The sequence below is a fragment of the Mycolicibacterium lutetiense genome, from assembly GCF_017876775.1.
Lineage (GTDB): Bacteria > Actinomycetota > Actinomycetes > Mycobacteriales > Mycobacteriaceae > Mycobacterium > Mycobacterium lutetiense.
This window is the reverse complement of the sequence record NZ_JAGIOP010000002.1, coordinates 2,702,899-2,727,178: the sequence shown is the minus strand read 5'-3', so window position 1 is coordinate 2,727,178 and position 24,280 is coordinate 2,702,899. Positions and strand designations below refer to the sequence as shown.

At 67.7% G+C, this 24,280-nt stretch carries 17 protein-coding genes; 12 read left to right on the top strand and 5 right to left on the bottom strand.

Annotation, left to right across the window (positions count from 1 at the left end; all coding sequences use genetic code 11):
- Positions 1-256 precede the first annotated feature (256 nt).
- The 8 genes from JOF57_RS22400 to JOF57_RS22365 all read left to right on the top strand — a co-directional run bounded on the left by JOF57_RS22400 (position 257) and on the right by JOF57_RS22365 (position 9,063).
- On the top strand, positions 257-1,273 hold the full coding sequence (locus tag JOF57_RS22400; RefSeq protein WP_456094040.1) for a DUF7159 family protein: 1,017 nt from the start codon (positions 257-259) through the stop codon (positions 1,271-1,273).
- Positions 1,274-1,289: 16 nt separating this feature from the next.
- Positions 1,290-1,859, top strand: a complete 570-nt coding sequence (dcd, locus tag JOF57_RS22395; protein WP_209920146.1) for a dCTP deaminase — start codon at positions 1,290-1,292, stop codon at positions 1,857-1,859.
- Between the two features lie 184 nt (positions 1,860-2,043).
- Positions 2,044-3,375 (top strand): ammonium transporter, encoded by a 1,332-nt coding sequence (locus JOF57_RS22390; RefSeq protein ID WP_209920144.1) that lies wholly within the window; start codon positions 2,044-2,046, stop codon positions 3,373-3,375.
- 221 nt (positions 3,376-3,596) lie between these two features.
- On the top strand, positions 3,597-5,159 hold the full coding sequence (locus JOF57_RS22385) for a DUF7159 family protein (protein ID WP_209920142.1): 1,563 nt from the start codon (positions 3,597-3,599) through the stop codon (positions 5,157-5,159).
- Between the two features lie 76 nt (positions 5,160-5,235).
- Complete coding sequence (locus JOF57_RS22380) at positions 5,236-6,567, top strand: UDP-glucose dehydrogenase family protein (RefSeq protein WP_209920140.1); 1,332 nt, start codon at positions 5,236-5,238, stop codon at positions 6,565-6,567.
- 38 nt (positions 6,568-6,605) lie between these two features.
- Positions 6,606-7,922: a cytochrome P450 gene (locus tag JOF57_RS22375; protein WP_209920138.1), complete on the top strand. Its 1,317-nt coding sequence runs from the start codon at positions 6,606-6,608 to the stop codon at positions 7,920-7,922.
- A 1-nt stretch (position 7,923) separates the two neighbouring features.
- On the top strand, positions 7,924-8,676 hold the full coding sequence (locus tag JOF57_RS22370; protein WP_209920136.1) for a maleylpyruvate isomerase family mycothiol-dependent enzyme: 753 nt from the start codon (positions 7,924-7,926) through the stop codon (positions 8,674-8,676).
- An 18-nt stretch (positions 8,677-8,694) separates the two neighbouring features.
- Complete coding sequence (locus JOF57_RS22365; protein ID WP_209920134.1) at positions 8,695-9,063, top strand: nuclear transport factor 2 family protein; 369 nt, start codon at positions 8,695-8,697, stop codon at positions 9,061-9,063.
- A gap of 8 nt (positions 9,064-9,071) precedes the next feature.
- Here JOF57_RS22365 and JOF57_RS22360 read toward each other — a convergent pair whose 3' ends face one another.
- The gene (locus JOF57_RS22360; protein WP_209920132.1) at positions 9,072-10,301 is read right to left on the bottom strand and encodes a YibE/F family protein; all 1,230 of its coding nucleotides are present in this window, start codon (positions 10,299-10,301) and stop codon (positions 9,072-9,074) included.
- Between the two features lie 135 nt (positions 10,302-10,436).
- On the opposite strand from JOF57_RS22360, the gene JOF57_RS22355 reads away from it, so the two are divergent.
- Positions 10,437-11,297, top strand: a complete 861-nt coding sequence (locus tag JOF57_RS22355; RefSeq protein WP_307870074.1) for a helix-turn-helix domain-containing protein — start codon at positions 10,437-10,439, stop codon at positions 11,295-11,297.
- Between the two features lie 25 nt (positions 11,298-11,322).
- Here the strand turns inward: JOF57_RS22355 and JOF57_RS22350 are convergent, their stop codons facing one another.
- The 4 genes from JOF57_RS22350 to JOF57_RS22335 all read right to left on the bottom strand — a co-directional run bounded on the left by JOF57_RS22350 (position 11,323) and on the right by JOF57_RS22335 (position 20,175).
- Positions 11,323-12,612 carry a pyridoxal phosphate-dependent aminotransferase gene (locus JOF57_RS22350; RefSeq protein WP_209920130.1) on the bottom strand — a complete coding sequence of 430 codons (1,290 nt, stop codon included), beginning with the start codon at positions 12,610-12,612 and terminating at the stop codon, positions 11,323-11,325.
- Between the two features lie 192 nt (positions 12,613-12,804).
- Entirely contained in the window at positions 12,805-15,825 is a 3,021-nt protein-coding gene (locus JOF57_RS22345; protein WP_209920128.1) for a heterodisulfide reductase-related iron-sulfur binding cluster, read from the bottom strand.
- A gap of 104 nt (positions 15,826-15,929) precedes the next feature.
- Positions 15,930-18,383, bottom strand: a complete 2,454-nt coding sequence (iniR, locus tag JOF57_RS22340) for an isoniazid response ATPase/transcriptional regulator IniR (protein WP_209920125.1) — start codon at positions 18,381-18,383, stop codon at positions 15,930-15,932.
- A 10-nt stretch (positions 18,384-18,393) separates the two neighbouring features.
- Positions 18,394-20,175 carry an Hsp70 family protein gene (locus JOF57_RS22335; protein ID WP_209920123.1) on the bottom strand — a complete coding sequence of 594 codons (1,782 nt, stop codon included), beginning with the start codon at positions 20,173-20,175 and terminating at the stop codon, positions 18,394-18,396.
- A gap of 197 nt (positions 20,176-20,372) precedes the next feature.
- Between JOF57_RS22335 and JOF57_RS22330 the strand changes: the two genes are divergently transcribed.
- The 3 genes from JOF57_RS22330 (at position 20,373) to iniA (ending at position 24,280) form a co-directional block, all read left to right on the top strand.
- Positions 20,373-20,921 (top strand): Rv0340 family IniB-related protein, encoded by a 549-nt coding sequence (locus JOF57_RS22330; RefSeq protein ID WP_209920116.1) that lies wholly within the window; start codon positions 20,373-20,375, stop codon positions 20,919-20,921.
- Between the two features lie 284 nt (positions 20,922-21,205).
- On the top strand, positions 21,206-22,336 hold the full coding sequence (locus JOF57_RS22325) for an IniB N-terminal domain-containing protein (protein WP_209920114.1): 1,131 nt from the start codon (positions 21,206-21,208) through the stop codon (positions 22,334-22,336).
- Between the two features lie 96 nt (positions 22,337-22,432).
- The gene (iniA, locus tag JOF57_RS22320; RefSeq protein ID WP_209920112.1) at positions 22,433-24,280 is read left to right on the top strand and encodes an isoniazid-induced dynamin-like GTPase IniA; all 1,848 of its coding nucleotides are present in this window, start codon (positions 22,433-22,435) and stop codon (positions 24,278-24,280) included.

The window sequence follows — 24,280 nt, the reverse complement described above, 5'->3', positions numbered from 1 at the left end:
GCCGGCGACTGGCGAAGGGTGCCGACGGTGTCGAAACGTGGCTGCCCAGTGCTGACCCAGAGCATCCGGGGCTGTGGCGAAACATCTGACTCCAGAACATGATTGCCGTTCACCCGCCACCCTGAGAGTCACCTAAAGCCTTGGGCCGTCACTCTCAGGCGCCCGCTCTACCGTCGGTTGTCGTGGGCTCCATCCGGTGCTGAATGGAGCGAACAGGCCCGCAGGTCGGGCCGAACCAACCGAGGGATTCAACCCAATGGATGTTGTTATCGGTATTGCCATGACCTCGCGCGAGGCCCGGCTTCTCCTGGTGGAGGGCAGCCACGGCGACGGTGCGGTGATCGACCACGATTCGTTCGACGCCGACGCCGACGCCGACGCCGACGCCGACGCCGACGCCGACACCGGCACCGGCGTCGAGCACCCAGGCTTCCGCGAGCACATCGTCAACGCAGTCCGCGACACATACGCCGCCGCCCCCGCCAACGGCCACACCGTCAACCGTGTCTCGCTGACCTGGACCGATGCGGTGGCCGACGAAGCCAAGCGGGTCCTGGACGCCCTCGACGAGCTGGGCACAGCGACGCTGGCGGTGGTCCCCACGACTGACGCTCTCGAAGCTGCCGCCGAGTACACCGCCCAGATCGCTGACTGCGACTCGGTCGCGCTGTGGGTGGTGGAACCCGACGAGACCATGCTGACCGTGATCGGCGCCGAGGGTGAGGACGGCACTCGCCGGTTGCGTAGCCGCCGTCTGGACGGGCCAGGCGAGGCCACCGCAGTGCTGGCGCTGCGGGGCGTCTGCGACAGCTTCCCCGAACCGATCTCCGCAGTCGCCATCGCGGGATCCGCCCCAGATGCGGAAAGCCTTGTCGAGGAGGTGAACTCGGTGATGTCGTGCCCCGTCGCAGTCGGCGATGACGCTGCCCTGCTGCTGGCGCGCGGTGCGCTGCTCGCCAGCAGCGACATTCGGGACGATTCTGCGTCGGCGCCCAAGCGTGACCCGCTGATGCGCACCGTGCACATGATCGTGGCCACGGTGGTGCTGATCGTGGCGGGATCGGTGTTCTTGGCGACCACGGTGCATCGGGCCGACGGTGGTTCCCCGCCGCAGGCGTCGACCCCGGCTGAGCACGCGGCGCCGGTCGAGCCGCCGATCCACGTCGTTGTCCGCATGGTGGTTCCACGGGCTGGGCGGGCGGCGCAGGAAACGTTGACGGTGCCTCACGCCGAGAGCGTCGTGCCGCCGTTGCCGCAGGTGGTCCGTCGGTAACCGATACTCTCGTCGGGTGCTGCTCTCCGATAGGGACATCCGGGCCGAGATCGCCGCGAAACGCCTCGCCATCGAGCCGTTCGACGATGCCCTGGTGCAGCCGTCGAGCGTCGATGTCCGCCTGGACAGCCTGTTCCGGGTGTTCAACAACACCCGCTACACCCACATCGACCCGGCCAAACAACAGGATGAGTTGACCTCCCTGGTCGAACCCGGTGAGGGGGAGCCGTTCGTTCTGCACCCCGGAGAGTTCGTGCTCGGCTCCACGCTCGAGGTGTGCTCGCTGCCCGACGACCTGGCCGGGCGCCTGGAAGGTAAGTCCTCGCTGGGCCGTCTCGGATTGTTGACGCACTCGACGGCGGGGTTCATCGACCCGGGCTTCTCCGGGCACATCACTCTGGAGCTCTCCAACGTCGCCAACCTGCCCATCACGTTGTGGCCCGGTATGAAGATCGGCCAGCTCTGCCTGTTGCGGCTGACCAGCCCGGCCGAGCACCCGTACGGCAGCGACAAGGTCGGCTCGAAATACCAGGGCCAACGTGGCCCGACGCCGTCGCGCTCACATCTGAACTTCATCAAGTCCTAGGCCGCCGAGTGGCCACTTATGACACGTAGAGCAGCGATTCGCGTGTCATGAGTGGCCGCTGGGCGTGCAATCACACGAGTGAACTTTCAGTAACCACACGGCAACACGAAACACGCTGGAAACAGTTTCGCCCCGCGGCTGAAACGCGCGCCGGACATTCTCGTCGGGACCGAAGGAGTCCGACGTGCCCGAAATCGATCCGGCCGCCACGGCCTGGCTGCTGGCCAGCACCGCGCTGGTGCTGCTGATGACCCCCGGCCTCGCCATCTTCTACGGCGGCATGGTCCGCACCACCGGCGTGCTCAACATGATCATGATGAGCTTCATCTCGATCCCGCTGGTCACCGTGGCCTGGCTGCTGGTCGGCTACACCCTGGCGTTCTCGGACGACGCCGGCGGCGGTCTGATCGGCGGCCTGCAGCACTTCGGCATGCTGGGCATCACGCCCAGCACCGTCCACGGCTCGGTACCCGAGCTGTTGTTCGCCACATTCCAGCTGGCCTTCGCCATCCTCACGGCTGCCCTGGTCAGCGGGGCCATCGCCGACCGGGCGAAGTTCGCCGCCTGGATGCTGTTCGTCCCGGTCTGGGCGGTCGCGGTGTACGCCGTCGTCGCGCACTGGGTCTGGGGCCCGGGCGGCTGGCTGGCCGGCCTGGGCGTCCTCGACTACGCGGGCGGCCTCGTCGTCGAGATCGTCTCGGGGGCCTCGGCCCTGGCGCTGGCCCTGGTGCTCGGACCTCGCATCGGCTTCAAACAGGACGCCATGCGTCCGCACAACCTGCCGTTCGTGTTGCTCGGCGTCGGTCTGCTGTGGTTCGGCTGGTTCGGTTTCAACGCCGGCTCGGCACTGGCGGCCAACGGCACCGCCGCGGCGATCTTCCTCAACACCCTGGTGGCCGGCTGCCTGGGCATGCTCGGCTGGTTGACCGTCGAGCAGGTCCGCGATGGCAAGCCGACGACCTTCGGTGCGGCCTCCGGTGTGGTGGCCGGCCTGGTGGCGATCACCCCGTCGTGCGGCACGGTCAACACCCTCGGCGCAGTCGTGGTGGGCCTGGCGGCCGGCGTGGTGTGTTCCTTTGCGATCGGCCTGAAGTTCCGGTTCGGCTATGACGACTCGCTCGACGTGGTGGGCGTCCACTTCGTCGGCGGCGTGGTCGGCGTGCTGCTGATCGGATTCCTGGCCACCGAGGTGATGACCCAAGGCCCGCAGGGCCTCTTCTACGGCGGCGGGCTGACCCAGCTGGGCAAGCAGCTGTTGGGCGCCGTCGTGGTGGCCGTCTACGCCTTCGCCATGTCCTACCTGCTGGCCAAGGCCATCGACCGGTTCATGGGTTTCCGGCTCAGTCCCGAAGACGAGACCACCGGCGTCGATTTCACCCAGCACGCCGAGTCCGCCTACGCCGAAGGTGTGCACGGGCATCTGCCCCAGCGTCGGCCCGGATTGTTCGGGCAGCTGGGCCAGCCCGGGGGTCTGACGCAGCGTCCGGATCCGGCCGAAGAAGACAGTGCGGGATGAACCGGGCGGCGTCGTTTGTCGTAATGCCGAGTAGGGTCTAACTAACCGGCGCCGGCGCGCAGCATGCCGTCGCGGTCCGACCAGAATCTGAGCGCTTCGGCTAATGCGCACGGGTGTAACGATCGACCTGGTTACACCGAAAAAGGTTCTAGTTGTCGGTTCGTGCGGAATGTGTGCGCAATGGCGACAACGGCAGTGTAGCAAACACATTGGAGGGCTTGGTGGACATCGTATTGGGTGTGGCGATGGCACCTACGACGGTCCGCATGGTGCTGGTCGAAGGGGAGAAGGCCGACGGGGTCACTGTCGATCACGACGTCTTCGATGTCACCGCCGGTGATGATTCGGCAACCGCCACTGCGTCCGATCAGGTGGTCGCCGCCATCCTCGGAACCCAGGAGAGCGCCACTGCGGGCGGGCACCATCTGAAGTCGATCGGCGTCACCTGGACCGACCATTCGGATGCCGCCGCGCTGCGCGACACGCTGTCTGCGCACGGCATCGACGACGTCATGTTGGTCTCCGAAGGCCATGCCGCTGCGGCACTGGCCCAGGCGGTCGGCCGCGCGGTCGGTTACAGCACCACCGCACTGCTGTTCATCGACCGCGACACTGCGACGCTGTCCGTGGTGAAGACCGACGACGGCTCGGTGGTCAAGGTGTTGGCCCAGTCGTTGCACAGCGCCGACGCCATGGCCGTGCTCACGGACATGGCCGCCGCGGTCGAAGCGTCCGATTCCGCGCCGGACGGCATGTTCGTCCTGGGCGCCGGGGTGGACGTCGCCTCGGTGAAAGCGCATCTGGAGAACCTGGTGTCGCTGCCGGTCAGTGCCCCCGACGAGCCGGAGATGGCGCTGGCCCGCGGCGCCGCGCTGGCCTCGGCCCATGCGCCCGCGTTCGAGGCGACCACCGTCGGGCTGGCCTATTCGCAGGATCCCGACGGCAGCACCGCGGGTAGCGCCTACGCGCTGGCCGGTCTTTCCACCGAGATGGCCCCGCTGGGCGACGCGCCGGTCGACGTTGTGGAGCTCGTCGGCGACGAGATGCCGATGGGAGGGGAGCGCAAACCGTTCCTGCTCGTCGGTTCGGCGTTGACCTCGGTGTTCGTGGTTGGCGTTGTGGCGCTGGTGATCTCGCTTGCGGTGAATATCCGGCCGACTGTCGATCAACGCCCCGCACCGGCACAGGGCGCCGTGGCGCCCAGCGCCCCGGCCAAGCTCCCCGCCCCGGCGCCGCCGCCAGAAGCGCTGGTACCGCCGCCACCTGCCCCGCCGCCGGAGACCATCAAGGCTCCGATCCCGGTGGTCCAGGAGGCTCCGGCACCCGCGCCGCAGGCGCCGCCGCGCACGGTCTACGTCGAGCAGCCCGCCGCGGTCCCGCCGCCGGCACCCGAGGCTCCGGCGCCGGTTCCCGAAGCACCGGCACCGCTGCCCATCGCGCCGCCGCCGGCGCCGATCTACAACCCGCCGGCGCCGTACATCCCGCCGCTGGTCGTGCTGCCGCCTGCGCCGCGGCTGCCGAACATCTTCCGTCCCCCGTGGGATCCGCCGCAGCGTCAGAGCCCGCAGTGGGATCCGCCGTCACGCCACGAACGCGAGGCGCCGCAGTGGCCGGGCTCAGGCTCGGACGACTGGAATCCCGGTCGTTCCGGTCGCGGATCCGATGACTGGAATCCCGGTCGTTCCGGTCGCGGATCCGACGATTGGAATCCCGGTCGTTCCGGGGGTTCGCGCGGTGGTGGCGACGGGGGATCGCTGTGGCCCTTCCCGTTCGGTGGGCACTGACAACCGTCACCTGACGTTGGCCTGCCGCTCAGTGTCACGTAGCAACTAGCTCATACTCGCCGCCTATCCAGGCAGTATGCGATGCACCGTTTTCGGTACCGGTTATCTGGGCGCGACACATGCCGCGGGGATGGCCGAGCTCGGCCACGAGGTGATCGGGGTCGACATCGACCCGGGCAAGGTGGCCAAACTCGCCGCCGGCGACATCCCGTTCTACGAGCCCGGCCTGCGCAAGGTGTTGAACGACAATCTGTCTGCCGGACGGCTGCGGTTCACCACCGACTACGACGAGGCCGCCGACTTCGCCGACGTGCACTTCCTCGGCGTCGGTACCCCGCAGAAGAAGGGCGACTACGGCGCCGATCTGCGCCACGTGCACGCCGTCATCGACACCCTGGTGCCGCGGCTGCGCCGGTCCGCGGTGATCGTCGGCAAGTCGACCGTTCCGGTCGGCACGGCCGCCGACCTGGCCGAGCGGGCCCGTGGACTCGCCCCTGCTGACGTCGACGTCGAGGTGGCCTGGAACCCGGAGTTCCTGCGCGAAGGCTACGCCGTGCACGACACCCTGCACCCGGATCGCATTGTGCTTGGGGTGCAGCATGATTCGATTCGGGCCGAGGCTGCGGTACGTGAACTCTACGCGCCGTTGATCGAGGACGGGGTGCCGTTCCTGGTCACCGACCTGCAGACCGCCGAGCTGGTCAAGGTGTCGGCCAACGCGTTCCTGGCGACCAAGATCTCGTTCATCAACGCGATCTCGGAGGTGTGTGAGGCCGCCGGTGCCGACGTCACGCTGCTGGCTGACGCGCTGGGCTACGACCCACGCATCGGGCGGCGATTCCTCAACGCGGGCTTGGGTTTCGGCGGCGGATGCCTACCCAAGGACATTCGCGCCTTCATGGCCCGCGCCGGTGAACTGGGCGCCAACCACGCCCTGACCTTCCTGCGTGAGGTCGACAGCATCAACATGCGTCGTCGCACCGCCATGGTGGAACTGACCACCCGGGCCTGCGGTGGATCCCTGCTGGGCGCCAATATCGCCGTACTCGGCGCGGCATTCAAACCCGAGTCCGACGATGTGCGCGACTCGCCGGCCCTCAACGTCGCCGGCATGCTGCAGTTGAACGGGGCCGCGGTGAACGTGTACGACCCCAAGGCGATGGACAACTCCCAGCGGGTGTTCCCGACGCTGAACTACTCCACGTCCGTCGTCGAAGCCTGCGACCGGGCCGATGCGGTGCTGGTGCTCACCGAGTGGGCCGAGTTCGTTGACCTTGACCCGGCTGAGTTGGCCGACACGGTGCGCGTCAAAGTCGTTGTGGACGGACGCAATTGCCTGGATGACCAGCGGTGGCGGGACGCCGGGTGGCGGGTCTACGCGCTGGGACGCCCCGTCGCCACTGTTTGACGCTTGTAGAACAATTTCCGCGGTCGTAGGCTCGGGCCATGCGCGAACGAATCCGGTGGATGGCCTTGCACGGGGTGGTTCGAGGCGTCTCCGCGGTCGGCATACGTCGCGGCGATCCGCAGGCCCGGTTGATCGCGGACCCAGCGGTGCTGGCCGACCCGGCGCCCTTCGCCGACGAGATGCGCCGACGCGGACCACTGGTACGCGGTCGCGCCATCCTGATGACGTTCGACCACAACGTGGCCACCGACCTGCTGCGCTCCGATGACTTCCGGGTGTCGCGGCTCGGCGGCAACCTGCCGCGTCCGTTGCGTTGGGTGGCGGACAAGACCGACACCGGGATGCTGCACCCGCTGCTGCCGCCGTCCCTGTTGGCGGTGGAACCACCCGATCACACCCGCTACCGCAAGCTGGTCTCCTCGGTCTTCACCACCCGCGCGGTGGCCCGGTTGCGGGAACGGGTGAAGGAGACCGCCGACGAACTGCTGGACTCGATGGATGGCGACGCCGGGGTGGTGAACATCGTGGACCGGTACTGCGCACAGCTGCCTGTCGCGGTGATCAGCGACATCCTGGGCGTCCCCGACGCCGACCGCGCCCAGGTGCTGCGCTTCGGCGAACTCGGCGCCCCGAGTCTCGACATCGGGCTGACCTGGCAGCAGTATCAACAGGTGAATTCCGGCATCCACGGATTCGAGGCCTGGCTGACCGATCACCTGCGCCACCTGCGGCGCAACCCCGGTGATGACCTGCTCAGCCAGATCATCGCGGCCTCCGAGGCGGGAGCTGCCGGAGAACCGCTCGACGAGTCGGAACTGCGGGCGCTGGCCGGGCTGGTGCTGGCGGCCGGATTCGAGACCACAGTCAACCTGCTGGGCAACGGCATCCGGATGCTGCTCGCCCATCCCGAACATCTGCAGACCCTCTCGGCCCGCCCCGAGCTGTGGCCGAACACGGTGGAGGAAATCCTGCGACTCGACTCACCGGTCGTGATGAGCGCGCGGGTGGCCCTGCGCGACACCGAAGTGGCCGGCACCGCGGTGCAGGCCGGAGAACTCGTCATCGTGCATCTCGCCGGCGTCAACCGCGACCCCGCGGTATTCACCGACCCGCACCGCTTCGACATCGAACGCGACAACGCCGGCCGGCACCTGTCGTTCTCCGGTGGCCGACACTTCTGCCTCGGTGCGGCCCTGGCCAGGGCCGAAGGACAGGTGGGCCTGCAGACCTTCTTCGACCGGTTCCCCGACGCCCGGGCCGCGGGCGAAGGCAACCGCCGAGACACCCGGATCCTGCGCGGTTGGTCGACTCTGCCGATAACGCTCGGAAAGGCACGCACAGCGGTAGGTTCGTGACGTGGACTTCCGAGCCGCTCTGCTCGACCAGACCCGGAGCTTCGGGGAGCTGATCGCCTCCAGCGATCCCGAGACGCCGGTACCGACCTGCCCGGACTGGACGCTCAAGCAACTGTTCCGCCATGTTGGTCGCGGAAACCGTTGGGCGGCACAGATTATCTCCGAGCGTCGGGTCTCACCCCTCGATCCGCGTGAGGTCCATGAGGGCCGCCCGCCCGAGGATCCCGACGCCGCGATCGAGTGGCTCAACCAGGGCGCGACCCAGGTCCTCAAGGCCGTCGACCAGATCGGCACCGACACCAGGGTATGGACGTTCCTTGGCCCGAAGCCGGGGGGTTGGTGGATCCGCCGCCGCGTCCACGAGGTGGCGGTCCACCACGCTGACGCGGCCTTGGCCGTGGGAGGCGAGTTCGTGCTCCCCGCCGAACTCGCCGCCGATGCCGTCAGCGAATGGCTCGAGATCGCCACCGGCACGGCCAAGAAACGGCACGCAGAACCGCTCGCGTTGGGCGCCAGCATCCACCTGCACGCGGCCGACGACGGTCTGGGGCCGACAGGGGAGTGGACGGTCGCGCACGACGAGGACGGGCTCGGGTGGGCGCACAGCCATGGCAAGGGCACTGTCGCCCTGAAGGGGCCGGCCCAGAAGCTGCTGATGGCGGTCACGCGGCGGGGCACGGCCGCCGACCTCGGGCTGGAAGTGTTCGGCGACACCGCGACCTGGGACGCCTGGCTCGACCGCACACCGTTCTGAGTAGCGTACGTTTCGTTCATGACCACATCCGAGATCGCCACGGTTCTGGCCTGGCATGACGCGCTGAACGAGGACGACGTCGACACCTTGATCGCGCTGTCCAGCGATGACATCGAGGTGGGCGATGCCCACGGTGCCGCCCAGGGGCACGCCGCCCTGCGTGAGTGGGCCGAGTCCGGCGGGGACACCGTGACGCCGGGGCGGATGTTCGTGCACGACGGCGTGGTCGTCGTCGAACAGACCATCATGGCGGCCGACGGGAGTACCCGCACCGGGGCGGCGGCGTTCCGGGTGGTGCACGACCATGTCACGTCGGCGTTCCGCCACGACACCCTGGCCGCCGCGCTGGCTGCCACCGAGCTCACCGAAAAGGACCTCGTCGGCTGAGTCGCAGGCTATTTCGTCCTGGCGGTGGGCGTGGCGAGTACCGCGGCGATCCCCGTCGTCAACGGGACCGATAGCGCCAGGGCGATACCGCCAACCGCGGAACGGGCGATCTCGATCGCCACGCTCTCCCCGGTCAGCACGTCACCCAGCGACCGGTTGGCCACGCTGAACAGCAGCAGCAGCGGCAGGGCGCTGCCCGCATAGGCCAGCACCAGGGTGTAGACCGTGCTGGCGATATGGTCACTGCCCACCCGCATGGCGCCGACGAAGATCGCGCGCCGGCTCCCGCCGTGTTCGGCGAGCTCGAATACCGCCGAGGCCTGGGTGATGGTCACGTCGTTGAGCACACCGAGCGAGCCGATGATGAACCCGGCCAACAGCAGTCCGGTGATCGACACGTTGCCCATGTACGCCGCGACCTCGTTGTTCTGGTCCTCGGACAACCCCGTCAAGTGGGCCAATTCAATTGCCGCCCAAGACAATATCGCTGCCAGTAACAAGGATGTCAGAGTGCCCAGCAGGGCCGCGCTGGTGCGCAGGCTGACGCCGTGGGCCAGATAGATCACCGCGTAGAGAATCGCCGCCGAGGCCACCAGCGACACCGGAACCGCCGGGGCACCATCGCGCAGCGCCGGTAACAGGAAGATCATCAACACCGCGAAGGCCACCACGATGCCGACGATCGCCCGCAGACCGCGCCAGCGCGCCACGGCCACGATCACGACGGTGAACGCCAGCGCGAGCAGCGCCAGTGGCCAGGTGCGCTCGAAGTCGAAGAACGCGTAGCTCGTCGTACCGGCCTGGTCAACCTGGCGGCTCACCCGAATATTGTCTCCGGCCGCAAGATTCGGCTGTCCGGGCCCGGTGGTGAACTCCAGCAGGGTCTTGGCGCCCTTGTTGGGGCCGGAATCGATGGCCACCAGGTTCTGCACGCAGGTGCCGCCGCCCGGCTCGGCCGGCTTCGGTGCGGCCGTCAACACGCCGCCTGCCGACGGGCTGCCGCAGTCCGCCAGAGTGCTGGACGTGACGTGCCCGGCCTCGGTGGTGACGGCCCCGCCCGCGGCGTTCTGGAAGGGCAGCGGAATGTCGACCGTCTGGTGGCTGGGCCACAGCATGGCGGCGCCGATGACCATCGCGACGCCGATGGCGATCAACAGGCCGACGACGATTCGGGCGGCCAGCGGACCCAAGGGAGACGGACCGGTCAGTGAATGAGAGTGGGAATGCGTGTGCGCCACCCGGTCAGGGTAAGTGAATCGAGTGGTGAATTACCTGTGTGCCGGCTTGCTCCGATGCCGACAATGCGCCGGGGGTGGAAAAGTGCCCGGAAGAATTCCTACGGACTCAACGCCGCGTCGGTATTGTCTCGGGCTGTGCCACTGGACGTATGGAACGGTAAGCGAGCGCTGACTCCGCGGATCGTCCTCGCGCAGCAAGACGTGATGGCGCGAGGTTTAAGCCTCCGGTTCGCGACCGAGCACATCGATGAACCTACCGATTGGTGCTGCTTCGACGACTCGCGGCACCTGATCTATGTGCACCGCGAAGGCAGCCCGCACTCGATGGAGACGGCACAGGATTGGGGGTCATCGGTCGGTGTCCCGCCGAGGGTAGGCGATATCTGGGTCGTGCCCGCAGGCGAGGCGTGCATGTCGCAGGTCCAGGGCGGTGAACCGGCGGGATTCTGCGAGATCGCGATTCCCGTGCAAACGGTCGGCGGTGCGGCTCAGGTGCCGCGTATCAAGAAACGCGATCCCCTGATGTACCAACTGACAGAGGGTTTGGCCAGGCTCTTCGGCCGTGACGATTCGCTGGCCCGGTTGCTCAAAGACTCTCTGGCCGAGGCGCTTCGACTGCATATCGTCGATACCTGCGTATCTGTCCGGCCCCCGCGCAAAACGGGTCGCGACGTTCTGGACCCCGCCACCCGGTCCGCCCTTGTCGAGTACCTTGAGGACGGGTTGGACTCGGAGATCACGTTGGACACGTTGGCCGAACTCGCCGAGATGTCAGTCGGCAGATTCATCAAGGCGTTTGCTGCCGAATTCCACACCACTCCGCACCAATACCTGCTGGATCGGCGTATCGATCGAGCCAAGGTGATGTTGACGACGACATCGCAAACCATCACCGAAATCAGCGCCGCGGTCGGCTTTGTGACACCGAACCACTTCTCGACTGCGTTTCGGCGGCGGGTGGGAGTGACTCCCAGTGGCTATCGCCAGAACGGCTGACGCCCCTGTTGCGAGGAACCCGCTGCTACTGGCGGTAGCCGGCCAGGAAGTTGCCCAGCCGCTCGATCGCCTGGGCCAGGTCCCGCGCCCATGGCAGCGTGACGATGCGCAGGTGATCCGGCGTGGGCCAGTTGAATCCGGTGCCCTGGGTCAGCAGGATTTTCTCCTGCAGCAACAGATCGAGCACCAGCTGCTCGTCGTCGTGAATGTCGTGGACCTCGGGATCCAGGCGCGGGAACGCGTACAGCGCACCGGCGGGTTTCACACAGGACACCCCGGGGATCTCATTGAGCTTGGTCCAGGCCGTGTCACGCTGCTCGAGTAGCCGGCCGCCGGGCAGCACCAGGTCGTCGATGCTCTGATGGCCACCCAGGGCCACCTGAATCGCATGCTGGGCAGGAACATTCGGGCACAGTCGCATGTTCGACAGCAGGCTGATGCCCTCGATGAAGCTGGTCGCGTGCTCCTTGGGCCCGGTGATGACCAGCCAGCCGGAGCGGTAACCCGCCACCCGGTAGGCCTTGGACAGCCCATTGAAAGTCAGACACAGAAGGTCAGGCGCGAGGGTCGCCAGCGAGATGTGCTTGGCGTCGTCGTAGAGGATCTTGTCGTAGATCTCGTCGGCCAGCAGCAGGAGCTGGTGCTTGCGGGCCAACTCCACCATCTGTTCCAGGGTTTCGCGGCTGTACACCGCGCCTGTGGGGTTGTTCGGGTTGATCACCACGAGCGCCTTGGTGCGCTCGGTGATCTTGGACTCGATATCGGCGACGTCGGGATTCCAGCCCTGGGTCTCGTCGCACATGTAATGCACCGGGGTGCCGCCGGCCAGCGCGGTCGAGGCCGTCCACAGCGGGTAATCCGGTGCCGGGATGAGTACCTGGTCGCCGTTGTCCAGCAGCGCCTGCAGGGTCATGGTGATGAGCTCGGAGACGCCGTTGCCCAGGTATACGTCTTCGATGTCGAACTTGGGAAAACCCTCGACCAGCTCGTAACGGGTGAACACCGCGCGGCGCGCGCTGGCGATGCCCTTCGAGTCGGAATAGCCCTGCGCGTACGGCAGCGCCTGGATCATGTCGCGCATGATCACGTCGGGTGCCTCGAAGCCGAACGGCGCGGGGTTGCCGATGTTCAGCTTGAGGATGCGGTGCCCTTCAGCTTCCAGCCGTGAGGCGTGCTCGTGCACCGGTCCGCGGATCTCGTACAGGACGTCCTGCAGCTTCGTGGACTGGGTAAACGTACGCGGCTTCGGGTGCTGACCGGTCTGCCACGGCAACTGATGGGTAGTCACGCTCACCATGGTCTCATCACCGTCCACTGATTTTGGAATTTGCCGATCCGCCAGGTGGCCACCGCCACAGTCGAGTAGTCGATCGGCAAGTGCGGTATCGCCGGTGATACCGGGTTTCGAGATCGGATATGCCTGGGGGCACGGCGCGGCTGACTTCCCTGAATACGCCGAACGGCCACCTCCTTGCGGAGATGGCCGTTCGGTGCGATAGGGACGTGCTCAGCGCTTGCCGGGACGCTTGACGCCGGCCTTCATGCCGAGGCCCACGACCGGCGGTTCCGGCGTGGCGGGCTCGGCAGGAGCCGCAGCCGGTGCTTCGGCTGCCGGTTCCGGCGTCGGCTCGGCGGCCGGAGCCGCCGGGGCTGCGGGTGCCGCCGGGGCGGCCTTCTTGGCCCCCGGACGACGTGCGCCCGCGGCGATACCCAGGCCCACCGCCGGAGTTTCCGGCTTGGCCGGCTCGGCCGCAGCCGGTGCTTCAGCCGCCGGAGCAGCAGCGGGAGCCGCCGATGCCGCCGGAGCGGCAGCCTTCTTGGCGCCGGGACGCTTCGCGCCCGTTGCCATGCCCAGACCCTTCACCGGCGCCGCAGGAGCTGCCGGAGCCTCTGCCGCCGGGGCAGCCGACGCGGCCGGAGCCGCAGTCTTCTTGGCGCCCGGACGCTTGGCGCCGCCGGCCATGCCCAGACCCTTGACCGGGGCAGCGGGAGCTGCAGGGGCTTCGGCCGCAGGTGCCGCCGACGCGGCCGGAGCCGCAGTCTTCTTGGCGCCCGGACGCTTTGCGGCGCCGCCCATGCCCAAACCGGTGACCGGCTTGGTGGCGGTGGCAGTCGTCGCCGCAGGTGCTTCGGCAGCCGCCGCGGGGGCGGCCTCCTCCACCACAGGTGCCGCAGCTTCGGCCTTCGCCTCGGCTTCGGCGCGGACGGCGGCACGAGCCTCGGATGCCTTTGCCGCGGTGCCCTTTTCGGGCAGTTTGACGCCACTCTTGTCCAACGAGTTCAGCAGCAGCTGAGCCACGTCGAGCACTTCGGCCTTCTCGACGTTGCGGGCAGCGGCCACGTCGTCGACACCGTCGGTGATCATCACGCGGCAGAACGGGCAGCCGGTCGCGATGGTCGAGGCGGTGTCCATGGCCTCTTCGGTGCGCTCCACGTTGACGCGCTTGCCGATGTGCTCTTCCATCCACATCCGCGCACCACCGGCACCACAGCACAGGCCGCGGTCGGCGTGGCGGGGCATTTCCTTCAGCGTCACGCCGGAGGCCTCGACCAGCTCACGCGGAGCCTCGTAGACCTTGTTGTGACGGCCCAGGAAGCATGGGTCGTGGTAGGTGACCTCGGGGCCGCCGGTGGACTTGACCGGCACCAGCTTCTTGTCCCGGACCAGCCGGTTGAGCAGCTGCGTGTGGTGCACGACGGTGTAGTTGGCACCCAGCTGCGGGTACTCGCGACCGATCGTGTTGAAGCAGTGCGGGCAGGTCACGATGATCTTGCGGTCGACCGTCTCGACACCCTCGAACAGCTCGTTGATGGTCTCGACGTTCTGCGCGGCCAGCTGCTGGAACAGGAATTCGTTGCCGGAGCGACGAGCCGAGTCACCGGTACAGGTTTCACCGGTGCCCAGCACCAGGAACTTCACCCCGGAGGCGGCCAGCAGTTCGGCGACGGCCTTGGTGGTCTTCTTGGCCCGGTCCTCGTAGGCGCCGGCGCAGCCGACCCAGAACAGGTACTCAAACCCGTCGAAGCTCTCGACATCCTGGCCGTAGACCGGGACGTCGAAATCGACCTCGTCGATCCAGTTGGTGCGGTCCTTGGCGTTCTGGCCCCAGGGGTTGCCCTTGAGCTCCAGGTTCTTGAACAGCACGCCGAGCTCGCCGGGGAACTCCGACTCGACCATGACCTGGTAGCGGCGCATGTCGACGATGTGGTCGATGTGCTCGATGTCCACCGGGCACTGCTCGACGCACGCACCACAGTTGGTGCAGGACCACAGCACGTCGGGGTCGATGACGCCCCCCTGCTCAGCGGTGCCGACCAGCGGGCGCAGTGCCTGCTCGGGGCCGGAACCCATGACGCGTTCGAAGCCGTCTTCGGGCACACCGTGGCGGTGTTCGCTGTGATCCAGCGTGGCGAAGTCCACCGAGCCCTCTTCGGGCATCGGCTTGCCTTCGATGATGTAGGGAGCCTTGGCGAACAGGTGGTCGCGCAGGTTCATCATCACCAGCTTGGGGGACAGCGGCTTGCCGGTATTCCAGGCCGGACACTGCGACTGGCAACGACCGCACTCGGTGCAGGTCGCCATGTCGAGGTTGGCCTTCCACGTGAAGTCCTCGATGCGGCCCTTGCCGAACACCGCGTCCTCGGAGGGATCCTCGAAGTCGATCAGCTCGCCCTTGTATTCCATGGGCAGCAGCGGGCCGAGGCCGTCAGGCAGGCGCTTGAAGGTGACGTTGATCGGAGCCAGGCCGATGTGCAGGTGCTTGGAGTGCAGCACGATCAGCAGGAAGGCCAGCATGACGCCGATGTGGCCCATGAGCGCAATGGTCTCGATCCACACGTTGGCGGTGTGGCCCAGCGGAGCCAGCAGCGCGGCCATGCCGTCGGAGAAGAATGCGCCGGACTGGTACGGGAAGTTCTCGCCCAACACGTTGACCGCCGCGCCGCGGAAGATCGCGTAGGTCAGGATGACCAGGAAGATCATGAACAGGATGGTCCAGGCGCCGCCGTTGTGCGAGCCGTAGAACCGGGATTCGCGGCCGAGCTGCTCAGGGTTCTTGCGGATGCGGATGATCGCGAAGACGATGATGCCGGCCAGCACGGCGACGGCGAAGAAGTCCTGCAGGAAGCCCAGCACGGCCCAGCGGCCGACGAACGGGATGTGGAACTCGGGGTTGAACAGCACCCCGTAGGCCTCGAGGTACACCGTGGCGAGGACGAAGAAGCCCCACATGGTGAAGAAGTGCGCGATGCCGGGGATCGACCATTTCAGGAGCTTCGACTGCGCGAAGACTTCCTTGTTCTGGTTCAGGAAGCGCTGGACGAGATGGTCTTTGCGGCCACGTTCGTCACCGACCTTCTGCCCCGAGCTGATCAGCTTGGTCAGCCACTGCACGCGCTTGGCGGCGAACACCAGCACGACGAGTGTGGCGAGCAGACCAAGAATCAGCCGCGACACAACAAGTGTGTGTTCGAGACTCTCCACAGAAACGCCTCCATTTCGCGAGTTACTCGCGGGTAACTTGGGCATGGTTACCCGTCGGTAACTTAGCTTCCTTCAGCTCATAGTGACATTTAGGTGTTTCCTACCGCTACCGAGGCTTACCTAAGTTGGGGCGTGTAGTGGTATAGCTCTCAGCTCTGCGGCGCCAGCATCGCCCGCAACATCGACAGCATTTCGGTGCGGGACTCGGCGCCCAGACGCCGGCGAATCCGGGCCACATGGTGCTCGACGGTCTTCGCCGAGATGAACAACTGACTGCCGATATCGCGATACGGCATCCCGAGCAACAGCAGTTCGGCCACCTCCCGCTCGCGGTCGGACAGCTTGGTCGAGGACGGAGCGGTCGCCTGGGAGGCGGTCCCGCTCGGAGGCTCCGACACCGACACGATCTCCTCGACCGCGCTGGTCTGCTTGAGGTCGCGGGCCAACTGCAACATTGCCTGGGACACCCGGGCATCCGGGGTCTGCAGTGCGGCCTGGCTGGCCAGCCGGGTGCCGTCCCACGTCAGGCCGAACTGAGCCAGGGCCCGGGCCGCAGTCGTGACCTCATCGGTGTCGACGTGATTGGCCAGCACCCGCAGCCAGGTGCGCCCGGCATTGGCCAGCGCCCGGGCGAAGGCGCTGTGACCGGCCGCGGCGGTGAGTGCCTGCCCGTGCGGGGCGACGGCTCCGGGCGAGTTGGCCAGGATCCCGGCGTGCACACCGGCCCAGTGCAGCGGCACCGACCACAACACCGGATCGCCCAGCGCGGCAAGCAGGCCCCACGCCTCGGACAGCGTGTGTTCCAGGCGGTCTACCTGACGCATCCTGGCGCCGGCCACCCACAACTCACCCAGCGGCAGCAGTGAGAACAGGTCGATCGAATACTCGGCGAGCACCTCGACCGCGGCATACCAATGCTTCTGGACGGCACCGCTGTCCCCGCTGCGTCGGGCGATCGCGGTACGCAGCGCCGCGGCCCACAACGCGTCTCTCCGGTGCAGATCCTCACCCGCTTCGGCGGCGGCCGCATCCGCGCCGGCCGCGCCGAGCTGGCCGTCCTGCATCTTCACCCAGCCCAACAGCAGGCGGTGGCGTGCCGCACTGAACGCCTCCTCGCCCGCGCTGCCGGCCCGCACCGCGCGGCTGATCACACTGCGTGCCCGCACCGAGTCGCCGCCGTGCAGGGCGGCCAGGGTCACCAGCGCCGCCGGGGTGTCGGGGGCGACGCCACCGGCCTGATTTTCGGACGTGACCGCCTGCCCCAACCGGGCCACCGTCACCGCGAACGACTGATCCAGCGACAGCACCAATCCTTCGGCCAGGCTGCGCGCCGCGCGCGCCGTCGAGGTAGGTGGTCCGGCCACCTCGGAGCGCGACGCCACCCGCGCCGCATCGGCATCACCGGCGGCGAGGAAGGAGGTCACAGCGGCCGAGCCGATCAAGGTGTCGGGATACGGACCGAGCCAACGGAACAGGTCGGCGGCCTGGGCCGCGCCGCCGTCGTGCATGGCGACGCTGGCCGCGACCCGCACCGCGGTGGCCCGTTCGGACGGGTCCTCGGAGCCGAGCAGTTCATCGGCCATGCGGGCCGCGGTGGTGCAATCTCCGGCCAGCGCCAGTGCATCGGCCAGTCGGGTGCTCACCGCGGTGGCCCCGGCGGTGACCGCGGCGCGGTAGAGCCGGGCCGCCCGCGCCGGCCGGGCGCGATTGTGGGCGGCGTGTTCGGCCAGTGCCTCGGCCAACCGGTCATCGCGCAATCCGTGCTCGGCCAGGCGCACCGCGAGGTCGGCGGACAACGTTGACAGCTCGAGTTGCGAAGCGAGCAGGGAGGTTTCGATCTCGTGATGGCGGGCGGCACCGGCGATCTGGGCGAGCGATTCATGCACCAGCCGCAGGAACCGCCGGTCGTGGGACGGCTCCACCAGCCCGCCGGCGCGGGCCCGATCCACCAGGGCCGACGCCTCGGCGCCGGTCAGTCGCAGTGCCGCCGCGACGTCGTCGGGGCCGAGATCGTGGCTCAGCGAAAGGATCAGCAGTGCATCGCGGGTGGCGTCGTCAACCCGGCGCAACCGCTGCAACAGTGCGAACCGCGCCGCGTCGGTCGGCGCCTCGACCGCGTCTGCGGCGGCCCGCAACAGAAACGGCAGGCCCGCGGTTGCGGCCAGCACCGATCTCACGGTTTCGACGGTCGCCGGAGATCCCAGCGCCGTGGTCAGTACCCGGCCCACCTCCGTGGCGGGCAACGGCCCGAGTCGCAGCACCGGGTTCTCCCGCTCCAGCGCGGTGGCCAGGGCCTGCAACGAAGGGCGGTGGGTCAACGGCTCACAGGCCACCACCACAGTCGCCGACAGATCCGCGACTTTCTCTGCAAGGCAATCGATTTCGGTGTCAGTCAGCTGGTCTGCGTCATCGACGACGAACGCCGCCTCGGCCCCGTCGCCCGGTCGAGGTGCACGGGTCAGCACCGTACGGCCGGCGTCACGCAGGGTGCTGCGGACCTGGGCGAGCACCGTGCTCTTCCCGGTTCCGATGCCGCCGGACAGCAGCAGCTTCACCGGGTCGGCCGGATTGGCCAGCACCGCATCGATCTCCGGCGCAGTCATCAGCGTCTGCCTAGGCTTCGCCGTCTGGGGCCTCAGCGGCCGCGGTGGTCGTGGCCGGCGGCGGGGTGGTGGTCGGCGGGTTTGACGTCGTCGGCGGCTGCGTGGTGGTCGTCGGCGGTTGCGTCGTCGTGCGAGTGGTGGTCGTGGTGGTCGGCTGCGTGGTGGTTGTCGTGGTGGTGGTCGTCGTCGTGGTCGGACTCGTCGTCGTGGTGGTTTCCGGCGCGGACGTCGTCGTCTCCGGAGGCGGCGGCGGGGGTGCGATGACCGTGGTGGTCTCGATCCCGTTCGGTCCCTGGGTCACGGTGGTGATCGGTTCTGGTGGTGGACCTTCCGGGGAGGGGCCCATCGAATATGTGGTGCTGGTTTCGGTGACCGGCCCGGAATCTCCCTCCGAGCTGGTTAAGGTGACGGCGAGACCGCCGGCGGCCAGCAGCGCCGCCGCGGCGGCCGCTCCGAACAGAATCGGCGGGCGTTTGTACCAGGGCAGTGGCGCCGGCCCGGCGTCGTACATCTCTTCTTCATGACTGAACGCCACTTGTGGCCGCGCCGCGGTCGCGCCCGGCGCGGTTTCGTACTCGCCGCCCGCATAGGGCACCGGTTCATTTCCGGGTGCGTCGTCCTGGGACCAGGCCAGGGCGCCCGCATCCGCGCCGTTGGCCGACGGCTGCGCCATCGTGGCTCCGGCCGCCCAGGCAGCCGGACCGAGGCTGGTCGGCGCCATGCCGGTCGGAGCATCGGCGGCCGCCACCTCGGGGGCCATACCGGTCGGTGCGGCGGCGTCGATGACGCGCTCGGCGACGAGAGCGGCCCCCACCGCCACATCGAGTTGGGGTCGCGGCGTTGTCACCACCGGCGCGCGCAACCGTTCGGACAGTCGCTGTGTCACCAGGGGGATCGCCGCTCCGCCGCCGACGGTGGCGACCGCGGTCACGCTCGACAAGGCAATGTTGTTGCGCTGCAACGTGTCTTCGACGACATCCAGCAGGCCGGCCAGAGGCGCGGACATGAGCTGCTCTAGTTCCGGCCGGGTGATCCTGACGTCGGCGTTGAACCCGGGCAGATCGGTGGGAATCGCCGTCGCGGTGTCGGCGGACAACCGCTCCTTGGCCTGCCGGCATTCGGCCCGCAGTTTCGCCAGCGACCCGACCGCCGCGGTGCCCGCCGGGTCGGCATCGCCGGCCGTCGCGATCCCGCTGAGCACATGGTTGAGCAACGCCTGATCGACCTGGTCGCCGGAGAACTCGGGATAACGAACAGTCGGCCCGATGGTGGCGAAGCTGGCACCGGCGTCGGCCAGTGTCACGCTCGTCCCACTGCCACCGAAATCGCACAACACCACAACGCCGTCGGCGGGTAACCCCGGATCGGCCTGCAGCGCCGCCAGCGCGGTCAACGAGTCGGGCACCAGGCCCGGTGGAACTCCGTCGGGCGACAGCGCGGGCTTGTTGCGCAGGGCGCCGCGTAATGCGCCGACGGTGCTCGCGCCCCAGTGCGCCGGCACGGCGATCACCACGGGTGCACCGCCGCCGACGGCGCGGGCCATCACGTCCAGCGCCTCGGCCAGCACCAGTTCACCGCGGTGCTGGGACCCATCGGCGGCGACAAGAGGTACCGGGTCGCCCACTCGCTCTACGAAGCCGGCCAACGGCAATCCACTGCCGGTGTACTCGCCTACGTCCGGTGCGCGATCGTTGTGCAGCGTGAAGATCGATCGGCGGATCACCGGTTGGCGGCCTTCGCGGGCTGCCACCAGATTGGTCATCCCGATCGACAAGCCCAGTGCGTCGGTCATCAGGCGTCACTCCTGTTGTCTCGGCCGACCCTCACCCTAACTGCTGAGGCAGCCAAGGCCCGGCATTGTTCCCCTAGTGGCGTCAATCCCCTAATGTTCACCCCCCTAATGGCAGGCGGGCAAGGGTGGGTTCGGCACCGATCCCAGCCCTCTCACAGCTGGCTAACATTCGAAGCGAACTGTTGAGGAGGTGGAGCATGGCGAATACATTGCTGGACTTCGTGATGTCGCTGGTACGCGACCCCGAAGCTGCTGCCCACTATGCCGCCGACCCGGCGCAGGCCATCGCAGACGCGCATTTGACCGATGTGACCAGCGCGGATGTCAACAATCTGATTCCGGTCGTATCCGAGTCGTTGTCGACGGCCGCCACCGGCGGCGCGTTCGGTGACCTCGGTACCGCCGACCCGGGCGGCAACGTCTGGGCCAGTGGCGCGGCGACGGCGGCATTCGACGCCTTCGGCGATCACGTGCCGGTCGACGCCCCCAACCATGCCTGGGATGAGGCGGCGAGCCAGGTGATCGATCAGGCGGACTCCCTGGACCAGCTGGTGTCCTCCGTACCGGCCATCGACGATGGCGGCCTCGTGAATCAGCCGCTCGACGAGGTATCGATGCAGCTCACCGAGCCTGTTCTCGACGATGCGTCCATCATCGACCCGGCGCCGGCCCCCGATTGGGCCCACCCGGTCGTCGACGACCAGCACCACACTGACAGTGGCGCGGGATTCGACATCTTCGACTGATTCATCCGGCATTCCAATAAGCGCATGACCCATGTGGTCATGCGCTTATTGCGTTTCACCTGCGGAAACACCAACGAAATTGGGGCTGCCCAGCCCTGCCCCTATGGATCCCCTAACCCCCTACTGGGGTGACCCCCCGCACCCCGGGTGGGGGCGATACGGGGAGGGGAATCGACCCCGTTTCCGGCGCAGCCACGCACCCATAAATTTGTCTTCAGATCGCCGGACAGCCCGGCGGGGGACTTCGGAAGAACTTCCCGACAACAACCGAAAGGGTTGGAGCAATGGCAATCTCTCTGATCGACTTCATCCTCGACCTGTTCCGCAGCCCGGCCTCCGCGGCATCCTTCATCACCGACCCGGACGGCAGCCTGCGTGACGCCGGCCTGCCGAACGTCACCGCGGCTCAGCTGCACGCCGTCGCGGCCACCGCCGCCCCGGCCGGTCTCATGCTCGGTGGCGGCAACCCGGTGCTCGGCCTGCAGCGCGCGGTCGCCGACCACCACAGCCTGCCCGGCCAGTTCGCGAACCAGGTCGCCTCGCCGTTCTCCCCGCAGACGCAGTTCGCGCCGGAGGTGGCCAGCCGCAACAACACCGAGTTCGCCAGCAACAACGACACCGACCTGGCCAGCCACAACAATGTGCCGGTCATGAGCCCCAACCAGGACGCCGGCGCCAACGCCCAGCAGGGTGCGTTCAACCTGGGCTTCGGTGACATCACCCTCGGCGACAAGAGCACCAACACTGCCACCAACGGCGGCGTGGTGGTCGACGGCGAGAACAAGGGCGACATCGTCAGCGGTGACGGCGCGGTGCTCGGCGACGGCAACACCATGAACAACGGCGACATCCTGGCCGGCTCCGGCTCCAACGTCGCGGTCGGCAAGGACAACGACATCGAAGACAACTCGCAGACCTCCGGTGGCGATCTGATCTCCGGCAACGACGGCCCGGTTATCAGCGATGTCGACATGAGCGGTGGCCACGGTGGTGGCGCGTCCGGTGGTGACAGCCTGATCGGAATCGGCAGCGGTGGTGCGTCCGGTGGCGACGGCGGCAACGCCGGCTCGATCATCCTCACCGATGCCTCGACCACCGCGGTCGGCGGCAACCAGACCGCCATCGACGGTGACTACGGCAGCCGCAACACCCAGGACAACTCGGTGAGCACCGCGGTCCAGACCGAGACCACGCACAGCGTGGAGGACAACTCGTCGAGCTACACCTCGAACATCGGCTCGGGCAACGACACCGCGTTCGCGTCGAACAACGACACCGCGTCGCACAACGACACGTCCTTCGGGTCGCACAACGACACCAGCTCGGCGCTGGGCTCGGGCAACAGCTACGAGTCGCAGTCGCACACCGATGTCGCATCGCACAATCCGATCGAGACCGGGCTCGACGTCTTCTGATCCGATCCGCACAGGGGCGGGGGTCATCCGTTACGCGGGTGGCCCCCGTCCCGTTCGCGCGCCTACCGTTGAGCCCGGCATGCAGGAGGGACTTCCATGACGCAACCCAACGACACCAAACCCGGCGGGCCGGCCAGACCGGTCAAGGTGATCGTCGAACTCATCGACCACACCAGCACGATCGCCGCCACGTATGACCGCGGCGATCTCGTGGAGCGTCTGCAGGTGGCGAAGGCGCGCATCAGTGACCCGCAGATCCGTGTGGTCATCGCCGGCCAGCTCAAACAGGGCAAGAGTCAACTGCTGAACTCGCTGCTCAACATTCCGGTGGCCCGCGTCGGGGATGACGAGTCCACCGTGCTGGCCACCGTCGTCGCCTACGGTGAGCAGCCGTCGGCGCGCCTGGTGGTGGCCCGGCCCGACGGGGCCGAACCCGAACTGATCGACATCCCGCCGTCGGAGGTGACCAACGACCTGCGTCGCGCCCCGCAGGCCGGGGGCCGGGAAGTGTTGCGGGTCGAGGTGACCGCCCCGAGCCCACTGCTCAAGGGCGGGTTGGCATTCGTCGACACCCCCGGCGTCGGCGGGCTGGGGCAGCCGCACCTTTCGGCAACCCTGGGCCTGCTGCCCGACGCCGACGCCCTGCTGATGGTCAGCGACACCAGTCAGGAATTCACCGAACCGGAAATGACCTTCATCCGCCAGGCGATCGAAATCTGCCCGGTGGCAACGATTGTCGCGACCAAGACCGACCTGTATCCGCACTGGCGCGAGATCGTCGGGGCCAACACCGCTCACCTGCAACGGGCCGGTATTTCGACCCCCATCACTCCCGTCTCCAGTGTGCTGCGCAGCCATGCGATCCAGCTCAACGACAAGGAACTCAATGAGGAGTCGAACTTCCCGGCCATCGTGAAGTTCCTGTCCGATCGGGTGCTGACGCGCGAGAGTGACCGGATCCGCGATCAAGTGGTAGCTGAAATCCATTCGGCGGCAGAACATCTGCTGCTGACGGTGAACTCCGAGCTGTCCGCCTTCACCGATCCGGGTGAACGTGAGCGGCTCACCGCCGAGCTGGAACGCCGCAAACAGGAAGCCCAGGACGCCCTGCAGCACACCGCGCTGTGGCAGCAGGTCCTCAACGACGGAATCTCCGATCTGACTGCCGACGTCGACCACGATCTGCGCAACCGGTTCCGCAACATCACCGCGCACGCCGAGAAGGAGATCGACACCGGCGACCCCACCCTGCACTGGGCCGAGATCGGCTCGGAACTGGAGGAGGCGGTGGCCACCGCCGTCGGCGACAACTTCGTCTGGGCCTACCAACGCGCCGAGGCGCTGGCGGCCGAGGTGGCCCGCACCTTCACCGAAGCGGGCCTGGAGGCGGTGCAACTACCGCAGATCGATGCCCGCGACATGGGCGCCGGATTCGGCGAGATGAAATCGCTGGCCCGGCTGGAGGCCAAGCCCATCAAGGCCGGGCACAAGGTCATCACCGGCATGCGGGGTTCCTACGGCGGCGTGCTGATGTTCGGCATGCTCACCTCCTTCGCCGGGCTCGGCATGTTCAACCCGCTGTCGCTGGGCGCCGGTCTGGTGCTGGGCCGCAAGGCCTACAAAGAGGACATGGAGAACCGCATGCTCCGGGTGCGCGGTGAAGCCAAAACCAACATGCGCAAGTTCATCGACGACGTCGCCTTCGTCGTCGGCAAGGAATCGCGGGACCGGCTCAAGGGCATCCAACGGCAACTGCGCGACCACTACCGAGGCATCGCCAACCAGACCACCCGCTCACTCAACGAGTCGCTGCAGGCCACCCTCGCCGCGGCGAAAGTCGAGGAGACCGAACGCAACACCCGGGTCAGGGAACTGGAGCGCCGGCAGAACATCCTGACCCAGGTCGTCGACCACGCCCAGCGTCTGGCCGTCGAGGGCAACTAG